The organism is Thermococcus sp. JCM 11816, assembly GCF_055396515.1.
The window spans coordinates 1,216,226-1,237,170 of sequence record NZ_AP043741.1 but is presented as its reverse complement, the minus strand read 5'-3'; the positions used below and the strand labels follow the sequence as shown (position 1 = coordinate 1,237,170).

Genomic DNA, 20,945 nt, shown 5'->3' with positions numbered 1-20,945 from the left:
TTAAGGAGAAGTGCCCTCGGTGGTTCGATGAAGTTCGGTGTCGTTGCCAGGAGAGACAAATTGGAGGCACTGAAGCTGGCCTACAGGGTTTACGATTTCCTCAAGGTTAGTGGTTTTGATGTCGTGGTGGATGAGGACACCTACAGGTACCTTGGAGAGTTCAGTGAGGACGACGTTCTCCCCCTGGAGGAGTTTGATGTCGACATCATAGTCGTTATCGGCGGTGACGGTACGATACTCCGTGTGGAGCACAAAACAAAGAAGGAGATACCGATTTTAGGCATTAATATGGGCACCCTCGGTTTTCTGACGGAGGTTGAACCCCACGAGACCTTTTTTGCCCTGAGCAGGGTTATAGAGGGAGACTACCACATAGACGAGAGGATAAAGCTGAGAACGTTCCTTGACGAAGAAAACCGAGTCCCCGATGCTCTCAACGAGGTCGCAGTACTTACTGGGATTCCTGGGAAGATAATTCACCTGAAGTACTACATCGACGGCGGTCTGGCTGACGAGGTTCGTGCCGACGGGCTCATCATCTCCACGCCAACGGGCTCAACAGGATACGCGATGAGCGCGGGCGGCCCCTTCGTTGATCCGAGACTTGACGTTGTCGTGATAGCCCCTCTAGCTCCCATAGCCCTCAGCTCAAGGCCCATGGTAGTACCGTCCTCCAGCAGGATAGACGTCAGGAACGTTGCCATGACTAGGGAGGTAATCCTTTCAGTGGACGGACAGTTTTACACGTACCTCTCGCCAGAAACAGAGATAACGATAGTCAGATCGCCAAGAAAAACTAAGTTCGTGCGCTTCAACAGGGAGATATATCCCAAGTACACTATGAAGATAAAGAGCAGGTTTTAGAGCGGTTCGAACTCCTTCAGAAGGAGTGCTCTCTCCTGGTTGCTCAGCACTTCTTCGTCAACGAAGACTATCAGTCCCGAGCCGTACTGGATCACCACGTAGTCCTTGAGCGCGGACAGGAACTTGAGGACTGATTTGAAGTCGTTGTAGAGCATGAGGTACTCGAGGCAGTCTATTATAACGACCGAGCCTGGATTTTCCTGTACGAAATCGAGGATGATTCCCTGAAGAACGTGGAGGGCGGTTGGTGCGACGCCTTTTCCGCTCTGCGTGACCCATATGGCAGAAACGTTCTCCCTATTGAGCCCCGAATAAAAATCAGGAGACCTCGTTATGACAAGAACTGGGAAGTCTCCCTCCTTGAGGACGTCTATAACGTCGAGCAATCTGTTTTTGGAAAAGACTATGTGGGCCTTAAACGAGGTCCGCAACTTGGGAACTTTCTTCGCGGCAGGCAGGTACCTCATCTCTACAAGCTTTACGTAGTGGATAACAGAGTATATAATGCCGATGATGGAGATGAAATACGTAACATACTGAAGGGTATCGAACGAGCCAGCACAGCAGAAATCGTCAATCAAATCGGTTATTCTACCAAGCTCCCCTATCACGAGGAAGACCAGCGACCATTTAATAAAATTGTTTAACTGAGGATCCCCGTATTTGTTGAGCCTCCTTATAAGGAATACAATAGCATACCCAATAGCGAGGAAGAGAATAACATCGAATACAAAAACGGGCCCAGGTACTATCAGTCCCATACCACTTCCACCTCGTCAGTGCGGAACTTCTGCTTGACCACTGTGTCTTCAATCTTAAACCTAACTCCTCCGCGGTACATTCTCAGGCCTGTGTAGGCTATCATGGCCCCGTTGTCCCTGCAGAGGTCGTAGGGCGGTACGAAGAACTCAATCCCCCTGTCCTCAGCCATGATCTTGAGCATCTCGCGGAGCCTGTTGTTTGCCGCGACTCCTCCGACCAGGACAACCTCTTCTTTGCCAGTGTGGGCAACTGCCCTCTCTGTGACCTCGACGAGGGCTGCGAAGGCCGTTTCCTGGAAGGAGTAAGCGAGGTCTTCAATCCTGTATTTGCCAGTGCGGTACTTCCTGACGGCTTCAGTAAGAACGCCCGAGAAACTCAGGTCCATGCCCTTGACAGCGTAGGGCAGTTCAATGTACTTCTCCCCTTTTAGGGCGAGCTTCTCTATCTTAGGTCCCCCCGGAAAGCCTATGCCGAGCTCCCTCGCGAAGGTATCTATCGCGTTCCCTATTCCAATATCGAGGGTTTCGCCAAAGACGCGGTAGCGACCGCCCTCTAATGCCAAAACCTGCGTGTTCCCACCGCTCACGTAGAGGCCGACTGGATCTTTAACGCCGAACATCTTCGTTATCTCGACGTGGGCTATGCAGTGGTTCACGCCGACTATCGGCTTGTTGTACTTTATCGCTAGCGCCCTCGCTGCTGTTGCAACGACCCTGAGTGCAGGCCCCAGTCCAGGCCCCTGGGAGAAGGCTATCAGGTCAACGTCTTCCATGGTTATCCCAGCCGTCTCGAGGGCCTTCCTGAGGAGCGGCTTTAGTAGCCTCGCGTGGTGCTCGGCAGCCTCCTTTGGGTGGATGCCACCCTTTTCTGTTGTGAGAGTGTCAAATACGTTGGCGAGGACTCTCTTTTCAGTCACTATGCCTATGCCGAGCGTGTGTGCCGTACCCTCTATACCAAGCGCTATCATGCCAAGGCATGCTAAAAGGAGAGGGTATAAAAGGGTTTGGTATTGGAAGCCCAGAACAGGCTATCTCATCGAGAGCCACTTCAGTGCCCTCGCCGCTCTCTCGGGCGTCGGGAAGTTTTTAATGCCGTGCTCATCGAGGAGTTCAACGCCGTCCCTAACCAGCTCACCCGCCATGAAGTTCACTATTACCGGCTTGTCGCACTCTGCCTCTATAACTGCCCTCGCTATCTCCTCGCTTGGTATGAATATCGGCGGCACGCAGATAACGAGGAGTGCATCAACGTTCTCGTCCCTGCAGACGACCTCGATAGTCTTCCTATAACGCTCGTAGTCCGCATCCGCTATCAGGTCTATCGGGTTCTTCACTGAGCACTGAGGCGGGAGGAAGGAGCGGAGCTTTTCGACCGTTTTCTCATCCAGCTTCGCTATCTCAAGGCCGAGCCTCTCGAGCTTGTCGGTTGCCAGAACACCCGGCCCCCCGGAGTTAGTGATAACAGCCACGCGCTTTCCAGATCTCTGGTACATTTCGAAGGCCTTCGCCGCGTCGAACAGTTCCTCCATCTCCTCGACCTCTATCGCTCCCGCCTGCTTGAACGCCGCGCGGTAGATTTCATAACTCCCAGCCAAAGAGCCAGTGTGGGACGCTGCCGCTTTGGCACCGCTTGCACTCTTTCCGGCCTTGAGAACTATAACGGGCTTCCTTGATGAAGCATAGCGGAGCGCGTTAAGGAAGCGTCTCCCGTCCTTCACACCCTCGATGTAGAGGGCTATCGCCTTGGTATTTTCGTCGTCGGCAAAGTACTCTAAAAAATCGCTCTCGTTTAGGTCGGCAGCGTTTCCGTAGGAGACGAAGGCGGAAAAGCCAATGCCTTCGTCGTTTCCCATTGCCAGCGCCGCTCCGCCGAAGGCGCCGCTCTGGCTGATCAATGCCAGTCCACCGGGCTTAACGCGAACCTCGAAGGAGCCGAAGAACTTCCCGTGAACACCGAAGATACCCGCGCAGTTCGGCCCTATCAGCCTTACGCCGTGCTTCCTCGCTTTCTTCACAAGCTCCCTCTCCAGCTCCTCGTTGCCGACCTCAGAAAATCCCGCCGAGATAACCACGGCACCCTTGATGAGCGGCCCTATCTCGTCAATCAACGCAGGGACGATTTTGGCTGGAACCGCTATTATGGCCGTATCAACTTGCTCGTCCAGCTTCTCCCTGATTTCGAAGGTTTTACCGCTCACTTCAACGGTTCCACCCTTTGGGTTCACTGGAATTATCTTCCCCTCAAAGCCCCCTTCGACGATGTTCCTCAGGATTTCGTAGGCTATAGCTCCCTTCCTGAACGAGCCGAAGACGGCGACGCCTGACGGATAGAAAAAGAAGTCTAGGCTCATCATCACCACCACTTACCGTTTTCAGCGGGACAAAAAAGCTTATTGGTCTGCATGAGTAAATTATGTCATGAAGAAAAAGTACCGAAAAGTCGTCGTTGGTGGAACCTTCGACAGGCTTCACCTCGGCCACAAGGCCCTGCTCAGAAAGGCCTTCGAGGTAGGGAAGATAGTCTATATCGGCCTGACTTCCGACGAGATGGTCAGGAACAAGCCCTATGCCGAGAGGATACTCCCCTATGAGCACCGCCTTAAGGATCTTCTCAAGTTCATTGAGGTAAACGGCTACACCAACTACAGGATAATAAAGATACATACTGCAATAGGCTTCGCTGACAGCATGAAAAGTCTCGAGGCCATAGTCGTCAGCGAGGAGACGTACAAAGGAGCTCTCATCGTGAACAGGGCGCGCGAGGAGAAGGGATTAAAGCCGCTCGACATCGTGACGATTCCCATAATAAAGAGCTACCTCGGGGACAAGATAAGCTCTTCTTTAATCCGTGCCGGCTTGATTGACCCCTTTGGAAGGCCGCTCCATTGGAAAGGAAACTCTCCGAAAGACGTTTAAGCCCAAAAGTGATAACACTAACGGTGATACCCATGGCGAAGCTAAAGGAGCCTATTATAGCGATAAACTTCAAGACCTACATCGAGGCAACAGGAAAGAGGGCTCTGGAGATAGCGAAGGCGGCTGAGAGAGTCTGGAAGGATACGGGCATAACGATCGTCGTTGCCCCCCAGCTGGCCGACCTGAGGATGATAGCTGAGAGCGTTGAAATCCCAGTCTTTGCACAGCACATTGACCCGATAAAGCCCGGAAGCCACACCGGCCACGTTCTTCCAGAGGCCGTTAAGGAAGCCGGGGCTGTCGGAACGCTCCTCAACCACTCCGAGAACAGGATGATTTTGGCCGACCTTGAAGCGGCGATAAGAAGAGCTGAAGAAGTCGGGCTGATGACAATGGTCTGCTCCAACAACCCGGCGGTTTCAGCGGCGGTCGCTGCCCTTGGCCCGGACTACGTTGCCGTTGAGCCGCCAGAGCTAATAGGGACCGGAATCCCAGTGAGCAAGGCAAAGCCCGAGGTCGTCACGAACACCGTCGAGCTCGTGAAAAAGGTAAACCCGGACGTTGGAGTCCTAACTGGAGCTGGCATCTCCACGGGAGAAGACGTCAAGAAGGCACTCGAACTCGGAAGCGTCGGAGTCCTCCTCGCGAGCGGCGTCACGAAGGCCAAAGACCCAGAGAAGGCGATAAGGGACCTCGTGTCGCTTATTATCTGATACCTCTTTTTCAAACTTTTGCACTGTTTTGTAGTCTTAAAGTTTATAAGCCAAAACTCGGGTCTCTCTATCGGGCAGCCCCGTGGTGTAGCGGCCAAGCATGCGGGACTTTGGATCCCGCGACCCGGGTTCGAATCCCGGCGGGGCTACCATAGAAACTTTGCTGGGCAAAGTTTCATCAAAGATGGAATGTCCTTTTGAGTGCCCAGCTTTTCAGTGATTCTCACCATAAATTGGAAATCCTCAAGGGGTTTGCTCGCAGTATAACGCCCGAAGGGCGTTAAAAGAAGAGAAAACCCACACTTCTCTGCCCATCTACCAAAGAGAATCTAATCGCATCAAGCCAACATCAAGAAGACATTCAAACTTTTGGTGAAGCTTTTTCTAAAAGCTTCAACGCTGGCGGAAGAAGAGTATGCACTTTTAAGCACGCTCATTTTATGGGGGGTTTACTTTCATTGGCTGATTCAAAAGGATTTTATCACCGTATAGTGCCCGAAGGGCACTAAAAAGAAAGTCAAAATCACAATTAGCGGGAAGATTTTGGAATTAAACCCGCGTGAACTTGCTTCCTGGTGGAAGCATACACTTCCCAACAACAAGTTCAAGGGGGAAGGGAACATTTTTGGTCAAGCTTTTCCTAAAAGCTTGCTGGCGAAGTTTGATCAAGGTTCGTAGCTCTTTTTTGGAATGCCAATTCACCGTGATTTTCCAATTCAAATGGCTTTTTGAAAGTGAGAACCCTTAACCCACCCTGTCAACTCGTGTTTAACTCTAAATCGACGCCCAAAGGGCGTCAAAGAAAAGAAAACACCATTCTAAGAAGCCCTCCTAAACATGTTCTCACTAAAAATAAGCACAGTCGCAGTGTAAAATCCTGAATAAAAAGAGCCACCTCAAAGAAGAGCTACAAACTTTGATGAAACTTTGCCCAGCAAAGTTTCTTGGCAAACATATAAAAGGAGCTGGAGATTATGTCCAACGGTGAAAACAATGAGCTGGAAGGACAGACTTGGTTTGATTCACATCTACACTGGCAACGGAAAGGGAAAGACTACTGCCGCGTTTGGACTCGCTGTGAGGATGCTCGGTTCAGGTGGAAAGGTTGCCATAATCCAGTTCATGAAAGCTCCCAAGGTCTATGGAGAGCAGAAGAAGATAGAGGAATGCGGTGCCCTCATTGAGTCCTTTGGTTTGCCCGGCTTTGTCCACGGAAAGCCGAGCGAGGAGGACATAAAAGCGGCAAAGAAGGCACTGGAAAGAGCAAAAGAGCTGGCTTCAAGCGGTGAGTGGGATCTCGTTATTCTCGATGAGGTATGCGTCGCCCTCGGCTTTGGAATGCTCGGTGTTGAGGAAGTTAAGGAAGTGATAAAGAACAAAGCTGAAAACACCGAACTCGTTCTCACTGGGAGATACTGCCCGGAGGAGCTTTTCGAGCTGGCCGACTACGTGACCGAGATGAGGGAAGTTAAGCACCCGTACCAGAGGGGGATCCTAGCGAGGCGCGGTGTTGAATATTGATTTCGACAATTGACCGAAAAGCTTTTTAGTTAGTAAAGCTTAAGATAAGCCGAGGGAGTTTTAGTTACAATTTTTTATTAAAGAAGCGAAGGGGGTGAGGAGAGATGAGCGAGCTTATCCAGCAGATTGTGCAGGTTCTCAAGGAGCAGGTCGTTCAGGACACCGTCGTCCCGAGGAACATTAGGAGGGCCGCCGAGCAGGCCATTGAGGTTCTCCTCGATGAGAGCCGCGATCCGGCCGTTAGGGCGGCGGACGCCATAGCCATCCTTGAAGAAATCAGCGAAGACCCGAACATGCCGATGCACACGAGGACCATAATCTGGGAAGTTCTCGGTGCCCTTGAGCAGGTCAAGTGAGCCTTTGATTTTTTCCGCTCATTTCCTGCTCAGATACCATAGTTTTGCGCTTTCTTCCACGAGTTCAGCCCTGTAGAACGCCTCTCTAAGGCTTCTTCCAACGGTCACAATTCCGTGCCTCTCCATGAGAACCGCGTCCGCTTCCCTGATTTTTTCAGCCACGACTTCTGCCAGTTCTTCGGTTCCGGCCGGTCTGAAAGGTGCTATCGGAATCTTACCGAGGTATATCTCGGCCTCTGGAGTGAGTATTGGGAGCTCTCCAGTGAGCAGTGCGGAGGCAACTATCGAGTACGGCGGGTGCAGGTGGGCGATGGCCTTAACGTCGGGTCTTTCCCGGTAGACTGCAAGGTGCAGGCGGTATTCTGAAGAGGGTTTAACGCCGCTTATCTGTCTTCCGTCGAGGGCAACTACGGCAACCTGCTCCGGAGTCATCTCGTCCATCACGGAGCCGGTGGCCTTGATGAAGACCAGATCCCCAACTCTTATGCTCAAGTTTCCACCGAATGCCGCAGTCAGGCCCCTCTCGTGGGCTTTTCTGGAGTACTTCACAAGCTGGGCTTTTGCAGTTCTCATTCTTCCACCACCTTCACTCCGTAGCCGCAGTCCAGGCAGATGGCCTTCTTCCCTCTCCATGATAGTTCGCCACCGCAGATCGGACAAACGTCGAGCTTTCCACTCTCTTTCCACCTCTGGAGGGTGTCCTTGTCGATTACGAGGTAAATCCCATCTTCCTCTTCTCTGAGGTCTCCGAAGACGGGGGCACTCTCAAGCTCCCCACTCTCGAGGCTGATTATTGCAGGCTCGACTCCAATGTTCCCCTCGTACTCTATGTCGTTCGCGGGGAGAACTTCGAGAATGAGGGCGTTGAGCTTTCTGTCGTGGTAGGCAATGACCTCAAGAGCGTCGCTGACCTCTCCGGTCGCGGGTATTACATCAATCACAAGGCTCTCACGGGGGAATACCAAAACAACAACGTCCTGGTTTCTCAGGAGTGCGAGTCCCTTCCCGGAGTAGAGCTCCTCAAGTCCAAGCTCTTTCAAGATTGTCTTCACTTCGTCGCCGCTCGGGAGGGACTTCTTCTCCAGCATTATCTTTTCAAACCTGTAAGCGAGAGGAATGGCAACCGTTACTGGGTCGTAGGCCCTCATGTTCTCACCGAGCTGAAAATGAGAGAAAAATTTATAAACCTACTCCAGCGATTATGGAACGGGTTGCCCAGTAGGGTCCCGCGGTAGCCTAGCCTGGGAGTGGCGGCGGACTGTAGATCCGCAGGTCCCCGGTTCAAATCCGGGCCGCGGGACCACCAGAATTCTTCTATGGTTCTCAACGTTGCCAATTCCGTTTTTAAGAAGTCTCCCAAGCTGTTTGGTTCTGTGTGCTTTTAGCAGGATGATTAACCTGCACTGCGGAGTATAAAACACTTAATCATAAGCGGAATTGGTGAAATTAATGCTGTAGAACGAGAAAAGAGAAAAGAAAGGTTCTCACTTCATCTTCTCGAGGATGATCGCCGGGCAGACCTTCGTAACGCCGTCAATTCTTCCTATCTTCTCTGAGATTATCTCAGAAAGGTGCTCTCCGTCCCTGGCCCATACCTCGGCCATTATCATGTGGTCGCCGCTGGTCAGGTAGACATGCTTGACGAAGTCGAACTCCTTGAGCTTGTTGGCCACCTCGAATATCTTCTCCGGCTTCGTGTCTACTCCAGTAATGCTGACCAGGTTGTAGCCAAGCTTCGCTGGGTCAACGACGATCGTGTACTGCTTTATTACCCCGGCTTCTTCTAGGGCCTTGACCCTCTTTCTCACGGCCGTTTCGCTTATCCCAAGTACCTTGGCTATCTCGGTGAATGGTGTTCGGGCATCCTTGGTGAGCATCTCAAGTATAATCTTGTCCCTCTCGTCTAACATAATCTCACCACCTAAGTTTCAAATACGCACTAATCCTTTATTAAGGTATCGGATTTTTTGGTTTATTATTCAAACTTTTCTGAGTTTGAGGACTGCCTCAACGTGGGGCGTGTGCGGAAACATGTCGAGGCCAACGGCCTCTTCAATCTTGTAGCTTTCCGAGAGCTCTTTGAGGTTTTGGGAGAGAGTCTTTGGATTGCAGGACACGTAAACGAGGGTCTCAGGCCTGTCTTTTAAGATTTTCCTGACGAGCTTGGGGTGGAGGCCAGCCCTGGGAGGATCAACTACCACTGTGTCATATTCGGAGAGGCTGTTAACGTCTTTGTCCTCACCAACGCGGAATTCTGCATCAACTCCGTTAATCTGGGCGTTTTTCTTTGCCATCTCAACCGCGAACGGGTTTATCTCGATGCCCTCAACTTTGAAACCCCTCTTCGCAAGATAGATTCCGAACGTCCCAACGCCGGAGTAGAGGTCGAGAACCTTCTCACCTTCCACCAGCTCGGCCACTTTTCGGACGAGGTTAACGGCCTGGTAGCTGTTCGTCTGGAAGAAGCTGTTTGGGTGGATTAGATAAGTGACGTCGTCGATCTTCTCCCTTATGAAGGGCTCACCCCAGTACCTCTCTACATCTCCGTAAGAGACGTCGCTCTCCGTTCTGTTCACGCTCCAGTAGAGGGAAGTTGCGTACGGGAAGTATTCTGGAAAGCTCTCTGGGAGTTTGCCCTCCGAAGTTACGAGGTTCACCATGAGTTCGCCCGTGAACTTGCCCTCTCTCATGACGATGTATCTCAGAAAGCCCTCGTTCTTCCTTATCTCGTACAAAGTCGGCTTTTCGTCTTCTATGAATTCCCGTAGGGACTTCAGAACCTTTCGGCTCGTCTTTCCAAAAACGGGGCATTCCTCAATGTCAACGGCATCCCACCATGTTCCGTATCTCCTGAACCCTATTCCCCCTGTGCTTATAACGACGTCTATCCTGTTTCTGTGGCCATAGATTAAGGGAGAGGGCATAACATCAACGTCCGTCCCGATATACCTGGAGAGCTTCTCACTCTTGAACTCTATTTGCTTCTCGTAGGGGAGATGCTGAAGAAGACAGCCGCCACATACGCCAAAGTACGGGCATTTTGGTTCAGTCCTGATCGGGGACTCTTCTATAACCTTAAAATCCGTCGCTATCAGCTTTTTCTTTTTCCTCCTCCAGCGCGCAACTTCCACTACATCGCCCGGAGCAGTGTACGGGACGAGGATCTCCCTTCTACTAGCCCTGATTGTCCCAAGCCCCTCGTCGCTGAGCCTTTCTATTGTTCCCCTTATCACGCTCATGGCCACAATTTTGAGCACCGTTTTATAAATCTGCCGAGCTGACGATTCGACAAAAGTGTTCACAGAAGGTTTATTTAGGTCTCCAACGTAGTATTATTGGTGCCGGGTTCATGTTCGGCCGCCGCAAGGATATGGTCTATAAGGTTTTGAGCACTAAGAAGAGGGCAGTTGCCCTCCAAAAGCTGAGCGCAGAGCTTGAAACCCCTGCCCCAGCGCTGCTTAAGACCGTCAAGGAGCTTGAGTCTGAGGGCCTCGTTGAGGTCTTCTACGGCGTTGATAAAGCCTCCATTATGGTTCGGGCCAAAACACTTGAGGACTACTTCGGCTCTGAAGTGTAACTGGTCACAATAAGCAAACGAGAAGAGGAGAGCTGATTAACATGGTTGCCGTTGTGGTCACTGGAAGGGGTGGGGCAGGAAAAACAACGATGAGCGCGAACCTCTCAACTTATTTTTCTTTGAACGGCTATAAAACGCTCGTCATTGACGGCGACCTATACCTCCCAAAGCTGGCCTTTCATTTTGGTATCTACAACCCCGTCACAAACCTCCATACTCTTCTATCTACTCCTGATGCTAGACTCAAGGACGCTATCTACCACGACGTCAAGACAGGTGTTGATGTTCTTCCTGGCAGTTCAAAGCTGTTTGATATCCTCACAATGGACGAAAAGCGGCTCAGAGATATTGTGCGTGAAGCGGCAGAGAATTACGATGTGACGTTCATAGACTCCCCCGTTGGAATTCCCTTTGATACCATCTCTACCTTCAGGCTCGCCCAGTACCAGCTCATCATTGTGGAGCTTGGCAGGTCTCCAGTTTACTCTTTTAAGAAGATGGTGGAGAACGAGGTGGACAAGCTTAAGGCACTTGGAGAAGCCTACGGTCTCAAAGTTGGAGTCATACTGAACAAGGTCCGCGAGGAAAAGCCAATAGTTGATGACATCGTTGAGTACCTTGAGGAGAGCGTTGGCGTTCCCGTTGTGGGTATAGTGTCCTTTGACCCAGCTGTTCCAGCGAGTCAAAACAGGGGTATTCCTGTTGTTGTGAACGTCCCGCACTCCCATGCAGCCCGGGACATCAGGATGGCCGGCGATGTCCTTAGGGAGTGGATCTTTGGTGTAGAAATGAAAAGAAGTTTGCTCGATAGCTTTCTTGATACACTCCGTTCACTCTTTCTGAGGCTCTTTCCTTCTGGCAAAAAGCTCTGAGACCCTGACCAGTGGTATAAACTTATATTTTGCACCTATGGCCTCCTCGGCTCCTTCTTCTCTGTCAACGACAACCATTACGGCCGCTATTTCTGCACCTTCCCTTTCGAGAACTTCCGCAGCCTTCAAGACGCTTCCACCCGTCGTAGTGACGTCCTCGACAAGGAGAACTTTATCACCTGCTTTAACCTCACCCTCAAGTTGGCTTCCGGTTCCGTGTCCCTTTGGCTTTTTCCTGACGATGATGAGTGGCTTTTCAGTCTCCAGAGCAAGGGCAGTGGCTATCGGGACGGCTCCGAGTTCCGGCCCAGCAACCCTGTCAAAGGTTATCCCTCTTTTCTGTGCTTCCTCTGCCATGAGCTTTGCTATGAGCTTAAGCGCCAGGGGATTGGTGCTGAGCTTCTTGACGTTTATGTAGTAGTCGCTCTCCTTCCCCGACGTCAGTATAAAGTGGCCGAAGAGTATCGCTTCCTCGTCAAAAAACATCCTGATGAGTTCATCTTTTGAGTCACTCATGGTAATCCCCATGATTCACCTTTGGGTTTAAGTATAAAAAACTGCCGGGAAAAGCTTTTAATGTAATCATGGAAAGTGTTAACGGTGATATTATGGTCAGTGTAATCATGCTGATACTTTACTTGATATCCGCCCTGTTGGTGGGAATAAAGCTGTACGGAAAGGTTGATAACTGGCTCTCTACCCTGGACAGGATAACTCCTATAGTGGAAACAGGGAAAGCCCTGAAGTATGGATTTCTGGCTTTTATGTTGGCTGTCGTTCTTGAACTCCTTGCGTTGTATTTCATTTTTTCTGATGCGGGCCTTCTGTTCCTGCCGCTCGTAGCCGGTTTTGTAGAGGAAGGAGTGAAGCTCTTTCCATATCTCCGTGGTGGAGATGAGCTCTACCGCTGGAGGCTGACAGTCAAAGTTGCTTTGATATTCGCGGTTATAGAGGCCGTTCTTTATGGAGTGACTCTTTTCTTCTCCGGCAACATCCTGGGTGCTCTCCTCAGAGTTGTCGTGGTCATGTATCACGTCTCCTTCACGGCGATCGCCCTCGAAATGGCTCTAAGGGGCTCTCTCCTTTCGGGCTACCTGAAGGCGGCATTGCTTCACACCCTCTACGACGCTCCTGTTTTTGTAACATTGGCAGCTTCGGACCTTTCTCCGCTGGCTTCCATTCTGGGAATCGTCGCGATCGTGTACACCTACTATCGTGTGGACGAAGCCTTTGAATTGGCTCACAGAAAAGCTAGGGAAGCTCTGGAGGAAAGAAAAAGGAAAGCTCGGGAGTTCTGGGAGGGAAAAGGAATCTCACTCGCCGAGGATGAGGGAGGGGAGTTCACTTCTTCGCCTTGAACCTCTCCTGGAGCTCGTAGAGCTCCGCCACCCTTTCAATTGTGTCGGCCTCTTCTGGGCTTTTGTCTTCCCTAAGGGCGACGTAGCGTGGGAATCTCAGGGCGAAGCCGCTCTTGTACTTCGGGCTCTTCTGTATCTCCTGGTAGGTGACCTCAATGACGAACTTCGGCTCTATCTCGACGAACTTGCCTTCCTGGCGTACTATGTATGGCTTGAGCATCTTCGTGAACTCGACCAAGTCCTCGTCTGTGAAGCCGCTCCCGACTTTACCCACAGGCAGGAACTCGCCGCTGTGCGGGTCGTAGGCAGCAACGAGGAACGAACCAAGCAGATGGGCCCTCCTTCCCTCTCCCCACTCTGCACCGATGATGACGAGATCGAGGTTCTCCATCGTGGGCTTAATCTTGAGCCACTTCTTGCCTCTGTTCCCTGGTTCGTAGATGGAATCAAGCCTCTTTGCCATAAGCCCCTCATGGCCGAGCTCAAGTGCTCTCCTGTAGAAGGCCTCCGCTTCCTCAACTTTCTTTGTTATAAGCTGTTCGGCGAGCTTTATCTTCTCGCTCTCCTTCACTATTTCTTCAAGCTTATTCCTCCTGTCGATGAACTTAGTCTCTATCAGGCTCTCGCCGTCAACGAACATGACGTCGAAGAGATTCAGTTCGAGCGGTATCTTCTCTATCATCTCGTCGATGTTGTACTTCCTCCTGAAGCGCCTAAGCACGTATTGGAAGGGCCTTGGCCGTCCATTTTCTCCAACTGCGACAAGTTCTCCCTCGACTATGGCTTTCTCTGGCTTCAGGGCCGCTTTTATGGCCTCAATGACTTCTGGGATTGATCTCGTGACGTTCTCAAGCCTTCTGGAATACACGATGACTTTGTCCCCGTCCTTGTGCACCTGTACTCTCGCGCCATCGTACTTTATCTCGAAGGCCGCTTCCCCACCCATCTCGATGAGGGCATCTTTAACGCTCGCCGCGTTCTGGGCGAGCATCGGTCTTATCGGCTTGCCTATCTGTATCCTGACCTTTGAGAGCCCCTCGTTGCCCTCGAGCTTGGCTATCTTGGCAACGTATCCGAAGTCGCTCGTCAGCATGTAGGCCCTCTCAACGAGCTCTGGTTTCACCCTGAATGCCTCGGCTATTGCATCCCTGAGAATTCCCTCAGCGACCCCAGTGCGCATCGTCCCCAAAACCGTCCTCGCCAGGTATTTGCCTTCCTCCGGTTCAGCGTCCATGAAGAGGTTGGCGAGGTACTTCATCTTCCTGTCCTGGCTTCCTTCGCCTTGGGCTTCGGCTATTTTCACAAAGGTGTCGTAAACACGCTTTATCGTGAGCGGCTGTGAGAAGAAGCTCTTCTGCTTCTTTTTCTTTATGGCCAAAGCAACGCTTTCTCCCAGATCGCCAGTGTCCCTAACGGAGTCTTCTATCTCCTTATCTGGAACACCAGTTGCCATAGAGACAGCTTTTATTAGGAGCTTCTCTCCCACGCCTAGCTCCCTCTCGTCCCAATCGGGAAAGACCTTTCCGAGGATTAGGTATGGAACTATCTCAAGGAGCTCGTCTGGAGTCTTTTTTAAAAAATCGGCAACGAACTTTGTCTTCAGGGTCTTGAGCGTGGTCTTTTCGAGCCGTCTATAGAGATCGGCCAGTTCAGAGTAGCGCATATCTCTCATTCTCACCACCAGATAAAATACGGCAAGGGAAATAAAAGGGTAGCGGGCTACCCGACCCAGCGCCCGACCTTCGGCCTCTCGGTGTATATTTCAGCTATGTCGTAGGGAAGGCTCATATCACTCAGCAACTGCTTTGCCTTTTCAGCTTCTTCGTCTCTTACGAGTGCAAAAAGCCCCTTCCCGAGCATTATCATTGAGCTCGGGTTCTTCAGGACTTTATCAAGCTCTCTCGCTATCTCGGAGAGTTCTCCCGAGAGAAGGCCTGTCTTTTCTGCAAAGTTTCTGGCCAGAACCATCATTCTCTCTGGCTTCGGCTCCTTTAGGAGTTCTTCAAGCGCCTTTCTGCCCTCGACTTCGATGGCCTTTACAACGTCCCCGTCGAGCACTTCCCTTGTGGACAGCCTGCCTAGGGGCACAACGAGGACTTTGTAGTCCTCGAAGAACAGGTTGTCAGTAACCCCGATTCCCGGGCCTCCTGGTTTAATTCTCACCTCAATTCCACCAGCGAGCTGTCCGATCACATCTCCAAGGCCACCCTTATGCTTTACCTCTGCCTCATGGGCTAGCTGAGCAGCCTTAAGCCACGTCCCACCAAAGGCGTAGCTTAAAGCTAGAGCCGTTCCAAGGGCACCACCGGCGCTGTTTCCGAAGCCGTAGCCGTTGGGGAAGTCGAAGTACTGCCATACCTCAACCTCTCCAAGGAAGTCCTTGGGTACGAGCTTTTCCGCAACGTAGTATGTGATCTCCGCTTCTTCCCTTTTCACGGGTTCTCCGTTGAAAGCGGCGTGGATGTGCCTCTCCAGCGTCCCAGTCTCGATGCTGGCGAAGACGTTGGTGCCCTTCGAGAGGTTCACACCAGCACCGAGCGAACCTGCCTCCAGCGGCTCTTTGTGGAACACCGGCACGAAGAACGCCGTTATGTGGGCTGGAATAAACGCCCTGATGAGCATGCTTTTTCACCCCAGAATTGTTCAGAAGAGGCTCTTAAAAGCCTTTCAGGATATAAAAGGAAAGAAGAGGTTGAAGTTCACTCCTCAACGACGTAGATGGGCACCTTTCCGTGCGGGATGCCGTACTTCTTGCCGTACCACTCGCTGAGAACGTGCCAAGCAGCCACGAGGAGCACTATTCCAAGCGGTAGGAGTATTATCCAGCTCCTGACTCCAAGGCCGAAGAGCAGGTAGAGCGCTGCACCTATGCTCGCCACAGTAACAGCGTAGGGTATTTGGGTTGTAACGTGGTCGATGTGGTCCGAGCCGGAGAACATCGAGCTCATAATCGTTGTGTCGCTTATCGGTGAGCAGTGGTCTCCAAAGATTGCCCCGGTAAAGGTCGCCCCGATGGTGGCAAAGACTATTTCGTTCACGTGGCCGCCAGTAAAGGCGAGAGCCAGCTGGACGCCCAGCGGAACCATCACTGAGAATGTCCCCCAGCTCGTTCCCGTTGTGAACGCCACGAACATTGCCGCCAGGAACATTATCAGCGGCATCCACGGGCCGAGGTCCTGGCCAGAGCTGGTGGCGAGGTTTATCACATAGCTTCCGGTTCCGACGGAGTCAGCCGCGGTTCCGAGAGTCCATGCAAGTACGAGTATCGTGTTTGCGAAGAGCATCTGCTTCATACCGCGGATGACGGTGTCTTCCCACTGCTCTATGGTCATCTTCTTCCGGCCGACGAGCATTATGCTCGCAACGAGAACCATGGTGAAGGATCCCCATAGCAAGGCTGTTGCGGCGTCTGCCTCCCTGAATGCATCAACGAAGCCGTAGTTCGTGAAGTGGACCCCAAAGGGATTGTCGAGCTCAGTCCACCAGTCGAGCCCTTGGTCATATGCGTAGAGGTTGGCCGCTCCTGTGTACCACAGGCCGAGGAGTGAGACTACCACGAGGGTTAGGATGGGTATCACGAAGTCCCAGGGACTTCCATTTGGCTGTGGGGCTCCAAGGTCGGTTTCAGTGGTCATAAGTGGCTTGGCTCCGTCGCGGAGAACCTTCCCAGTAGTCCTTGCGCGGTACTCGGCATGGAGCATCGGACCATAGTGCCTGTGGGTGTAGGCAACGATGAAGACCAGTATTATGGCCAAGATTGAGTAGAACCTGAACGGAAGGCTTGAGAGCCATGCATCGTAGGAGTTGTAAGTAATTCCGACACCGTCAAATCCCTTGCCTATCATGGCCAGCTCGTATCCAATCCACGTTGATATCAGCGCAAGGCCCGCAACCGGTGCCGCGGTTGAATCATCTATGTAGGCCAGCATCTCCCTAGAAACCCTCGTTCTGTCGGTTATCGGCCTCATGGTGTTGCCGACGATTATGGTGTTTGTGTAGTCATCGAAGAACACCAGAACGCCCATGAGCCACCCGAGGACTGAAGCGCCCCGGCTTGTTTTGATCCTGCTTCCGAGAACTTTTGCGAGTGCGTGCACTCCGCCAGATTTGTATATCAAACCGACACCCGCACCGATGAGGAAGTCAAACACCAGTATCCTTGCGTTCCAGTCGTCTGTAACACTGCCGACAACCCACTCGAGGGTCTGAGTTGTCCCCGTTAGGGGATTCCAGCCAGAAACCATAAGGCCTCCAATCCAGGCACCGGCAAACAGCGCCAAGACAACTCTTTTTGTCCATATGGCAAGGCCTATCGCAACGAGGGGTGGTAGCAGAGACAGCACACCAAAGTCCGACACATTTTCACCTCCAAATATTTTCAACCAAAGGAAATTCGACTTTTTATAAATTTTTCGATGTTTTTTGCCGTGTTGGTCGGATTTTTCGAAGTTCTCTGCCATATACTTGGCGATTCTTTGTCTTTAAGGCACTTAGCGAGATATTCAAGTATATATTAAGTCATCAAAGATATAAAAAGTCTTCCCAAGTATCTTTTTGAGTTTTACATAAAACATCTCTTGACTTTCAATACGAGCTCAAAAGGTTTGGGTATAAGAAAAAGATAATATTGATCTTTGTTTTGCTGGAACTTTTAAATCTGTGAAAAATTCAGATGTTTTCGAGGAGTGATTTCAGCTTCTTAAAGTCCTTCCTCAGCTCCGCCCTTAGCGGCGGCTTGTAGAGGGCCGCCGCTGGATGGTACATCGGCATTATTATGATCTTCCCGAAGAGGGTATGCGCCTCGAAGGTCTTTCCGTGGATTCTGCTTATCGGTTCCGGCTCAAAGCCGAACTTCCTGAGGAGGTAGTTCATTGAGTACCTTCCTAGGGGGATTATGACCTTCGGCCTGATTATGTCTATCTGTCTGTCGAGGTAGGGAGAACAGGCCTTTATTTCCTCCTCGGTAGGATCGCGGTTTTCTGGTGGGCGGCACTTGACGATGTTGGTGATGTACACCTCGTCCCTGCTCAGGCCAATCTCAGCAAGAAGCTCGTCGAGGAGCTTTCCCGCTCGACCGACGAAGGGCAGACCCTTCTGGTCTTCCCAGTAGCCTGGTGCCTCACCGACGAACATAACTTTTGCATCGTAGCTCCCAGCTCCTGGAACTGCGTTCGTCCTGAGCGTTCCAAGTGGGCACTTCTGGCAGTTCCTGATCTTCTCCTCAAGCTTTTTCATGAGCTCTTCCTTTCCCATCTTCATCACGCGAGCGTTTTCTGGTTCAGATAAGCCTTCAGAAACTCGGCCCAAGCGGTGTAGTAGCCCTTCTCGTACTCGTCCCTGAACTCCTGCGCTGCCATCTCGGAGTACACGCTTAAAAGCTCCTCCGCCCTCTCCCTGTCGTTGGTCGTTAACAGCTGAACGATAAGAGAATCAGTATCGTTGTCCTTTACAGCGTTCATTATGCCCTCGACGGCCCTTGCGTACCCCCTGCCCCACTCATCGCTTCCGGCTATCTTTATGAGCTTCTCCATGTGTCCCTTTGCTTTGTTTAAGTCCCTCCTCATTATTGCCCTAACGAACATCTCCATCCTCATGTCACGCGCTGGCATTCTACCACCGCCCCTACTTCCCGGCTTCCCTTTTAACGTTAACCTGGGGACTTCTCAATTTTGTCCCATACCTATGAAGGAAAATCTTCATATTTACGCAAAAGTTTTTATACCTGTGAATTGAACCTCAAGCCAGAGGCAGAATTAGGGGTGAAGCCTTATGGCTGAAAGCATTGGCGAAGTTCCCAGCGGTGAAAAAGAGTTTGCTGAATCTACCAAGCGGATCAGGGATATTGTTGAGTTCCCTGAAATAAGCGAGGAGGAGTTTTATGAGCTTCTCAATAATGCCAGCAGAGCCTATGGCGCTGAACTCCCGCACAGGACGTACTCGCTCTGTCCCGAGACGAGGAGGGTTGTTCCTGCAGTCGTCTGGGAGAAGGACGGTAAGGTTTGGATAACCAAGAAGTGTCCCGAGGGTATGATAACCGACCTCTATTACGAGGACGTTGAGATGTATTACAGGTTTAAACGGTGGAAGTGGGACGAGAAAGAGCTCTTCAGCGCCAACGTTCAGAACACCGGTGTCAACTGTCCCCTTGATTGCGGCCTCTGCCCGAGGCACCGCTCCCATACGAACCTTCTCAACATCGTTCTCACCAACCGCTGCAACCTGAGCTGCTGGTACTGCTTCTTCTACGCCCGCGAGGGACAGCCAATCTATGAGCCGACCCTTGAGCAGATTAGAATGATGCTTCGCAATGCAAAGAAGGAGCATCCTATAGGCGCCAACGCCGTCCAGTTCACTGGAGGAGAGCCGACTTTGAGGGATGACCTCATTGAGATAATCAGGATAGCCAAGGAAGAGGGCTACGATCACGTCCAGCTCAACACCGACGGAATAAAGCTTGCCTTTGACCCAGAGCTGGTTAAGAAGATAAGGGAAGCCGGAACCAACACCCTCTACCTCAGCTACGACGGAATGACCCCTCAGACCAACTGGAAGAACCACTGGGAGATCCCGCTCATCTTCGAGAACGTGAGGAAGGCGGGTGGTCCAGGTATAGTCCTCGTGCCCACCACGATCAGAAACGTTAACGACCACGAGCTCGGTGCGATAATTAACTTCGGCCTCAACCACCTCGATATTGTCAGGGGAGTCAACTTCCAGCCGATCTCCCAGGTCGGGAGGGTTCCGAAGAAGGAGCGCCAGAGGTTCAGGATAACCATACCGGGCGCCATCAAGAGGATCGAGGAGCAGACCAATGGGGCTATAGCCAAGGAGGACTGGTATCCAATTCCGATAGCAGGCCACATAGCGAGGTTCTTTGAGGCATTTGCCGGCTCACGCTACTACATGACCAGCCACTTCGCCTGCGGTGCCGCTACCTACGTCTTCCTTGACAGGGAGAACAAGCGCGTCGTTCCAATCCCGAGGTTCCTCGACGTTGAGGGCTTCGTTGAGTTCCTTGAGAGCAAGGCCGAGGAAATCGAGCAGTGGAAGAAGCTTGGAAAGCTCCAGAAGCTCAAGCTCGGTGCGGAGATATTCATGAAGTTCAGGAGCTTCTACGACGACAAGTACGCCCCGAAGGGAGTCAAAGTCCTCGACCTCATCAAGAACGCCTTCATGCACGGCAACTATGATGCCCTCGGAAAGTTCCACGAGAACGCTCTCTTCGTCGGCATGATGCACTTCATGGACGAGTACAACTACGATGTCGAGAGGGTTGAGCGCTGTGTCATCCACTACGCGATGCCCGACGGAAGGATTGTTCCCTTCTGTACCTTCAACGTCATTCCAGAGCTTTACCGTGACAAGGTGCAGGCCCAGTTCAGCTACACCTGGGAGGAGTGGAAGGCCCTGCACCCCGACTGGGACTACAAGAAGGACAAGTATTTCAGGAGCAAGGAGTTCGTGGAGAAGATGAGGAACAGCGAGCTCTACAGGAAGACCTACATTGACATCGAGGACTACTTCGGGCTGAACAAGGAGTGAGGTGGTGGAGATGACGATAGAGAGGGTCTTCAACAAGAAGCTTACCAGACTTGATCTGAAGTTCGGCGACATCAACTGGGAGAAGGCGACGATAAAGCAGTACGAGCTTGAGAAGGACGAGAGAGTATGGAGAATATTCCTCAACGGCTACGCCAGGAACGGCTTTGTAATCTTTGACGAGGAGCTCTTTCCGAGGGAGGAACTCCTCAAGGAGCTTGAAGAGCTCAAGCCAGAAGTCGTCGGGGAGAAAACTCTGACGGTTCAGGAGCTCATCGAGGAGAGCATGAGCTGGAACAACGTTTTCTCCCATTCTTGATCTTTTTTGAATCAGTTATGTTTTTCTTTCGTTTCGTGGATTCTCCCTTTTTGCCATCGTAATTACCTACATAAGCCCCTACACAAAAGGGATTTAACAAATGAAGTCATAGACTACTTCTAGAGCTTCCAAGATTGGGGGGTGATTCC

The 20,945-nt window shown here is 51.6% G+C and carries 23 protein-coding genes and 2 tRNA genes; 12 read left to right on the top strand and 13 right to left on the bottom strand.

All coding sequences use genetic code 11. The annotated features are described in order from the left end of the window. The first annotated feature begins 27 nt into the window (after window positions 1–27). Window positions 28–864, top strand: a complete 837-nt coding sequence (locus tag ACZ5TN_RS07000) for an NAD(+) kinase (protein ID WP_464916339.1) — start codon at window positions 28–30, stop codon at window positions 862–864. Here the strand turns inward: ACZ5TN_RS07000 and ACZ5TN_RS06995 are convergent. Genes ACZ5TN_RS06995 through ACZ5TN_RS06985 form a run of 3 tightly spaced genes read right to left on the bottom strand, consistent with a single transcriptional unit; the run spans window position 861 to window position 3,976 of the window. Then, window positions 861–1,625, bottom strand: a complete 765-nt coding sequence (locus ACZ5TN_RS06995; RefSeq protein WP_464916338.1) for a DUF835 domain-containing protein — start codon at window positions 1,623–1,625, stop codon at window positions 861–863. The genes ACZ5TN_RS07000 and ACZ5TN_RS06995 overlap by 4 nt on opposite strands. Next, on the bottom strand, window positions 1,616–2,593 hold the full coding sequence (locus ACZ5TN_RS06990; protein WP_464916337.1) for a bifunctional N(6)-L-threonylcarbamoyladenine synthase/serine/threonine protein kinase: 978 nt from the start codon (window positions 2,591–2,593) through the stop codon (window positions 1,616–1,618). The genes ACZ5TN_RS06995 and ACZ5TN_RS06990 overlap by 10 nt, the downstream gene beginning before the upstream one ends. Window positions 2,594–2,653: 60 nt before the next feature. Continuing rightward, entirely contained in the window at window positions 2,654–3,976 is a 1,323-nt protein-coding gene (locus tag ACZ5TN_RS06985) for an acetate--CoA ligase family protein (protein WP_464917562.1), read from the bottom strand. A gap of 67 nt (window positions 3,977–4,043) precedes the next feature. Between ACZ5TN_RS06985 and coaD the strand changes: the two genes are divergently transcribed. The 5 genes from coaD to ACZ5TN_RS06960 all read left to right on the top strand — a co-directional run bounded on the left by coaD (window position 4,044) and on the right by ACZ5TN_RS06960 (window position 7,131). Continuing rightward, window positions 4,044–4,541: a phosphopantetheine adenylyltransferase gene (gene coaD, locus ACZ5TN_RS06980; protein WP_464916336.1), complete on the top strand. Its 498-nt coding sequence runs from the start codon at window positions 4,044–4,046 to the stop codon at window positions 4,539–4,541. A gap of 32 nt (window positions 4,542–4,573) precedes the next feature. Beyond that, window positions 4,574–5,254, top strand: a complete 681-nt coding sequence (gene tpiA / locus ACZ5TN_RS06975; RefSeq protein WP_464917561.1) for a triose-phosphate isomerase — start codon at window positions 4,574–4,576, stop codon at window positions 5,252–5,254. A gap of 76 nt (window positions 5,255–5,330) precedes the next feature. After that, window positions 5,331–5,406, top strand: a tRNA-Gln gene (locus ACZ5TN_RS06970). Between the two features lie 841 nt (window positions 5,407–6,247). After that, window positions 6,248–6,775, top strand: coding sequence for a cob(I)yrinic acid a,c-diamide adenosyltransferase (cobO, locus tag ACZ5TN_RS06965; protein ID WP_464917560.1), 528 nt, complete (start codon window positions 6,248–6,250; stop codon window positions 6,773–6,775). Between the two features lie 104 nt (window positions 6,776–6,879). Then, window positions 6,880–7,131 (top strand): UPF0147 family protein, encoded by a 252-nt coding sequence (locus ACZ5TN_RS06960; RefSeq protein WP_011251081.1) that lies wholly within the window; start codon window positions 6,880–6,882, stop codon window positions 7,129–7,131. Between the two features lie 18 nt (window positions 7,132–7,149). Here the strand turns inward: ACZ5TN_RS06960 and ACZ5TN_RS06955 are convergent, their stop codons facing one another. Then, window positions 7,150–7,704 carry an aldolase gene (locus ACZ5TN_RS06955; protein ID WP_464916335.1) on the bottom strand — a complete coding sequence of 185 codons (555 nt, stop codon included), beginning with the start codon at window positions 7,702–7,704 and terminating at the stop codon, window positions 7,150–7,152. Then, window positions 7,701–8,279: a hypothetical protein gene (locus ACZ5TN_RS06950; RefSeq protein WP_464916334.1), complete on the bottom strand. Its 579-nt coding sequence runs from the start codon at window positions 8,277–8,279 to the stop codon at window positions 7,701–7,703. The genes ACZ5TN_RS06955 and ACZ5TN_RS06950 overlap by 4 nt, the downstream gene beginning before the upstream one ends. A 77-nt stretch (window positions 8,280–8,356) precedes the next feature. Here ACZ5TN_RS06950 and ACZ5TN_RS06945 point away from each other — a divergent pair. After that, window positions 8,357–8,434, top strand: a tRNA-Tyr gene (locus ACZ5TN_RS06945). A 181-nt stretch (window positions 8,435–8,615) separates the two neighbouring features. On the opposite strand, the gene lrpA is transcribed toward ACZ5TN_RS06945, so the two are convergent. Both lrpA and rlmD read right to left on the bottom strand, forming a co-directional pair. Beyond that, window positions 8,616–9,041, bottom strand: coding sequence for an HTH-type transcriptional regulator LrpA (gene lrpA, locus ACZ5TN_RS06940; protein WP_062388662.1), 426 nt, complete (start codon window positions 9,039–9,041; stop codon window positions 8,616–8,618). A 69-nt stretch (window positions 9,042–9,110) separates the two neighbouring features. Continuing rightward, entirely contained in the window at window positions 9,111–10,361 is a 1,251-nt protein-coding gene (rlmD, locus tag ACZ5TN_RS06935) for a 23S rRNA (uracil(1939)-C(5))-methyltransferase RlmD (RefSeq protein WP_464917559.1), read from the bottom strand. A 119-nt stretch (window positions 10,362–10,480) separates the two neighbouring features. Between rlmD and ACZ5TN_RS06930 the strand changes: the two genes are divergently transcribed. After that, on the top strand, window positions 10,481–10,708 hold the full coding sequence (locus ACZ5TN_RS06930; protein WP_011251086.1) for a hypothetical protein: 228 nt from the start codon (window positions 10,481–10,483) through the stop codon (window positions 10,706–10,708). Window positions 10,709–10,749: 41 nt separating this feature from the next. Next, the gene (locus ACZ5TN_RS06925) at window positions 10,750–11,580 is read left to right on the top strand and encodes a MinD/ParA family ATP-binding protein (protein ID WP_464916333.1); all 831 of its coding nucleotides are present in this window, start codon (window positions 10,750–10,752) and stop codon (window positions 11,578–11,580) included. On the opposite strand, the gene pyrE is transcribed toward ACZ5TN_RS06925, so the two are convergent. After that, the gene (gene pyrE / locus ACZ5TN_RS06920) at window positions 11,539–12,096 is read right to left on the bottom strand and encodes an orotate phosphoribosyltransferase (protein WP_464916332.1); all 558 of its coding nucleotides are present in this window, start codon (window positions 12,094–12,096) and stop codon (window positions 11,539–11,541) included. The genes ACZ5TN_RS06925 and pyrE overlap by 42 nt on opposite strands. Before the next feature lie 68 nt (window positions 12,097–12,164). Between pyrE and ACZ5TN_RS06915 the strand changes: the two genes are divergently transcribed. Then, complete coding sequence (locus tag ACZ5TN_RS06915) at window positions 12,165–12,938, top strand: PrsW family intramembrane metalloprotease (RefSeq protein ID WP_464916331.1); 774 nt, start codon at window positions 12,165–12,167, stop codon at window positions 12,936–12,938. Here the strand turns inward: ACZ5TN_RS06915 and ACZ5TN_RS06910 are convergent. From ACZ5TN_RS06910 to ACZ5TN_RS06890, 5 genes are all read right to left on the bottom strand, one after another. Further along, window positions 12,922–14,601 (bottom strand): ATP-dependent DNA ligase, encoded by a 1,680-nt coding sequence (locus tag ACZ5TN_RS06910; RefSeq protein WP_464917558.1) that lies wholly within the window; start codon window positions 14,599–14,601, stop codon window positions 12,922–12,924. The two genes, ACZ5TN_RS06915 and ACZ5TN_RS06910, sit on opposite strands and share 17 nt — an antisense overlap. Before the next feature lie 56 nt (window positions 14,602–14,657). After that, a complete protein-coding gene (locus ACZ5TN_RS06905) occupies window positions 14,658–15,560 on the bottom strand; it encodes a pantoate kinase (RefSeq protein ID WP_464916330.1) in 903 nt (300 codons plus the stop codon). Window positions 15,561–15,637: 77 nt separating this feature from the next. Continuing rightward, window positions 15,638–17,296: a Na+/H+ antiporter NhaC family protein gene (locus tag ACZ5TN_RS06900; RefSeq protein ID WP_464916329.1), complete on the bottom strand. Its 1,659-nt coding sequence runs from the start codon at window positions 17,294–17,296 to the stop codon at window positions 15,638–15,640. A gap of 310 nt (window positions 17,297–17,606) precedes the next feature. Beyond that, complete coding sequence (gene udg, locus ACZ5TN_RS06895) at window positions 17,607–18,191, bottom strand: type-4 uracil-DNA glycosylase (protein WP_464917557.1); 585 nt, start codon at window positions 18,189–18,191, stop codon at window positions 17,607–17,609. Between the two features lie 5 nt (window positions 18,192–18,196). Continuing rightward, entirely contained in the window at window positions 18,197–18,547 is a 351-nt protein-coding gene (locus tag ACZ5TN_RS06890; protein WP_464916328.1) for a hypothetical protein, read from the bottom strand. A gap of 160 nt (window positions 18,548–18,707) precedes the next feature. Between ACZ5TN_RS06890 and tes the strand changes: the two genes are divergently transcribed. Further along, a complete protein-coding gene (gene tes, locus ACZ5TN_RS06885) occupies window positions 18,708–20,480 on the top strand; it encodes a tetraether lipid synthase Tes (RefSeq protein ID WP_464916327.1) in 1,773 nt (590 codons plus the stop codon). Between the two features lie 10 nt (window positions 20,481–20,490). Next, window positions 20,491–20,796 (top strand): DUF3213 domain-containing protein, encoded by a 306-nt coding sequence (locus tag ACZ5TN_RS06880; RefSeq protein ID WP_464917556.1) that lies wholly within the window; start codon window positions 20,491–20,493, stop codon window positions 20,794–20,796. Window positions 20,797–20,945: the final 149 nt, after the last annotated feature.

Bases quoted from the DNA above. Each gene is read 5' to 3' on its own strand.
- ACZ5TN_RS07000 (WP_464916339.1), top strand. From the start codon at position 28: ATGAAGTTCGGTGTCGTTGCCAGGAGAGACAAATTGGAGGCACTGAAG.
- ACZ5TN_RS06995 (WP_464916338.1), bottom strand. From the start codon at position 1,625: ATGGGACTGATAGTACCTGGGCCCGTTTTTGTATTCGATGTTATTCTC.
- ACZ5TN_RS06990 (WP_464916337.1), bottom strand. From the start codon at position 2,593: ATGATAGCGCTTGGTATAGAGGGTACGGCACACACGCTCGGCATAGGC.
- ACZ5TN_RS06985 (WP_464917562.1), bottom strand. From the start codon at position 3,976: ATGAGCCTAGACTTCTTTTTCTATCCGTCAGGCGTCGCCGTCTTCGGC.
- coaD (WP_464916336.1), top strand. From the start codon at position 4,044: ATGAAGAAAAAGTACCGAAAAGTCGTCGTTGGTGGAACCTTCGACAGG.
- tpiA (WP_464917561.1), top strand. From the start codon at position 4,574: ATGGCGAAGCTAAAGGAGCCTATTATAGCGATAAACTTCAAGACCTAC.
- cobO (WP_464917560.1), top strand. From the start codon at position 6,248: ATGAGCTGGAAGGACAGACTTGGTTTGATTCACATCTACACTGGCAAC.
- ACZ5TN_RS06960 (WP_011251081.1), top strand. From the start codon at position 6,880: ATGAGCGAGCTTATCCAGCAGATTGTGCAGGTTCTCAAGGAGCAGGTC.
- ACZ5TN_RS06955 (WP_464916335.1), bottom strand. From the start codon at position 7,704: ATGAGAACTGCAAAAGCCCAGCTTGTGAAGTACTCCAGAAAAGCCCAC.
- ACZ5TN_RS06950 (WP_464916334.1), bottom strand. From the start codon at position 8,279: ATGAGGGCCTACGACCCAGTAACGGTTGCCATTCCTCTCGCTTACAGG.
- lrpA (WP_062388662.1), bottom strand. From the start codon at position 9,041: ATGTTAGACGAGAGGGACAAGATTATACTTGAGATGCTCACCAAGGAT.
- ACZ5TN_RS06930 (WP_011251086.1), top strand. From the start codon at position 10,481: ATGTTCGGCCGCCGCAAGGATATGGTCTATAAGGTTTTGAGCACTAAG.
- ACZ5TN_RS06925 (WP_464916333.1), top strand. From the start codon at position 10,750: ATGGTTGCCGTTGTGGTCACTGGAAGGGGTGGGGCAGGAAAAACAACG.
- pyrE (WP_464916332.1), bottom strand. From the start codon at position 12,096: ATGAGTGACTCAAAAGATGAACTCATCAGGATGTTTTTTGACGAGGAA.
- ACZ5TN_RS06915 (WP_464916331.1), top strand. From the start codon at position 12,165: ATGGAAAGTGTTAACGGTGATATTATGGTCAGTGTAATCATGCTGATA.
- ACZ5TN_RS06910 (WP_464917558.1), bottom strand. From the start codon at position 14,601: ATGCGCTACTCTGAACTGGCCGATCTCTATAGACGGCTCGAAAAGACC.
- ACZ5TN_RS06905 (WP_464916330.1), bottom strand. From the start codon at position 15,560: ATGCTCATCAGGGCGTTTATTCCAGCCCACATAACGGCGTTCTTCGTG.
- udg (WP_464917557.1), bottom strand. From the start codon at position 18,191: ATGGGAAAGGAAGAGCTCATGAAAAAGCTTGAGGAGAAGATCAGGAAC.
- ACZ5TN_RS06890 (WP_464916328.1), bottom strand. From the start codon at position 18,547: ATGCCAGCGCGTGACATGAGGATGGAGATGTTCGTTAGGGCAATAATG.
- tes (WP_464916327.1), top strand. From the start codon at position 18,708: ATGGCTGAAAGCATTGGCGAAGTTCCCAGCGGTGAAAAAGAGTTTGCT.
- ACZ5TN_RS06880 (WP_464917556.1), top strand. From the start codon at position 20,491: ATGACGATAGAGAGGGTCTTCAACAAGAAGCTTACCAGACTTGATCTG.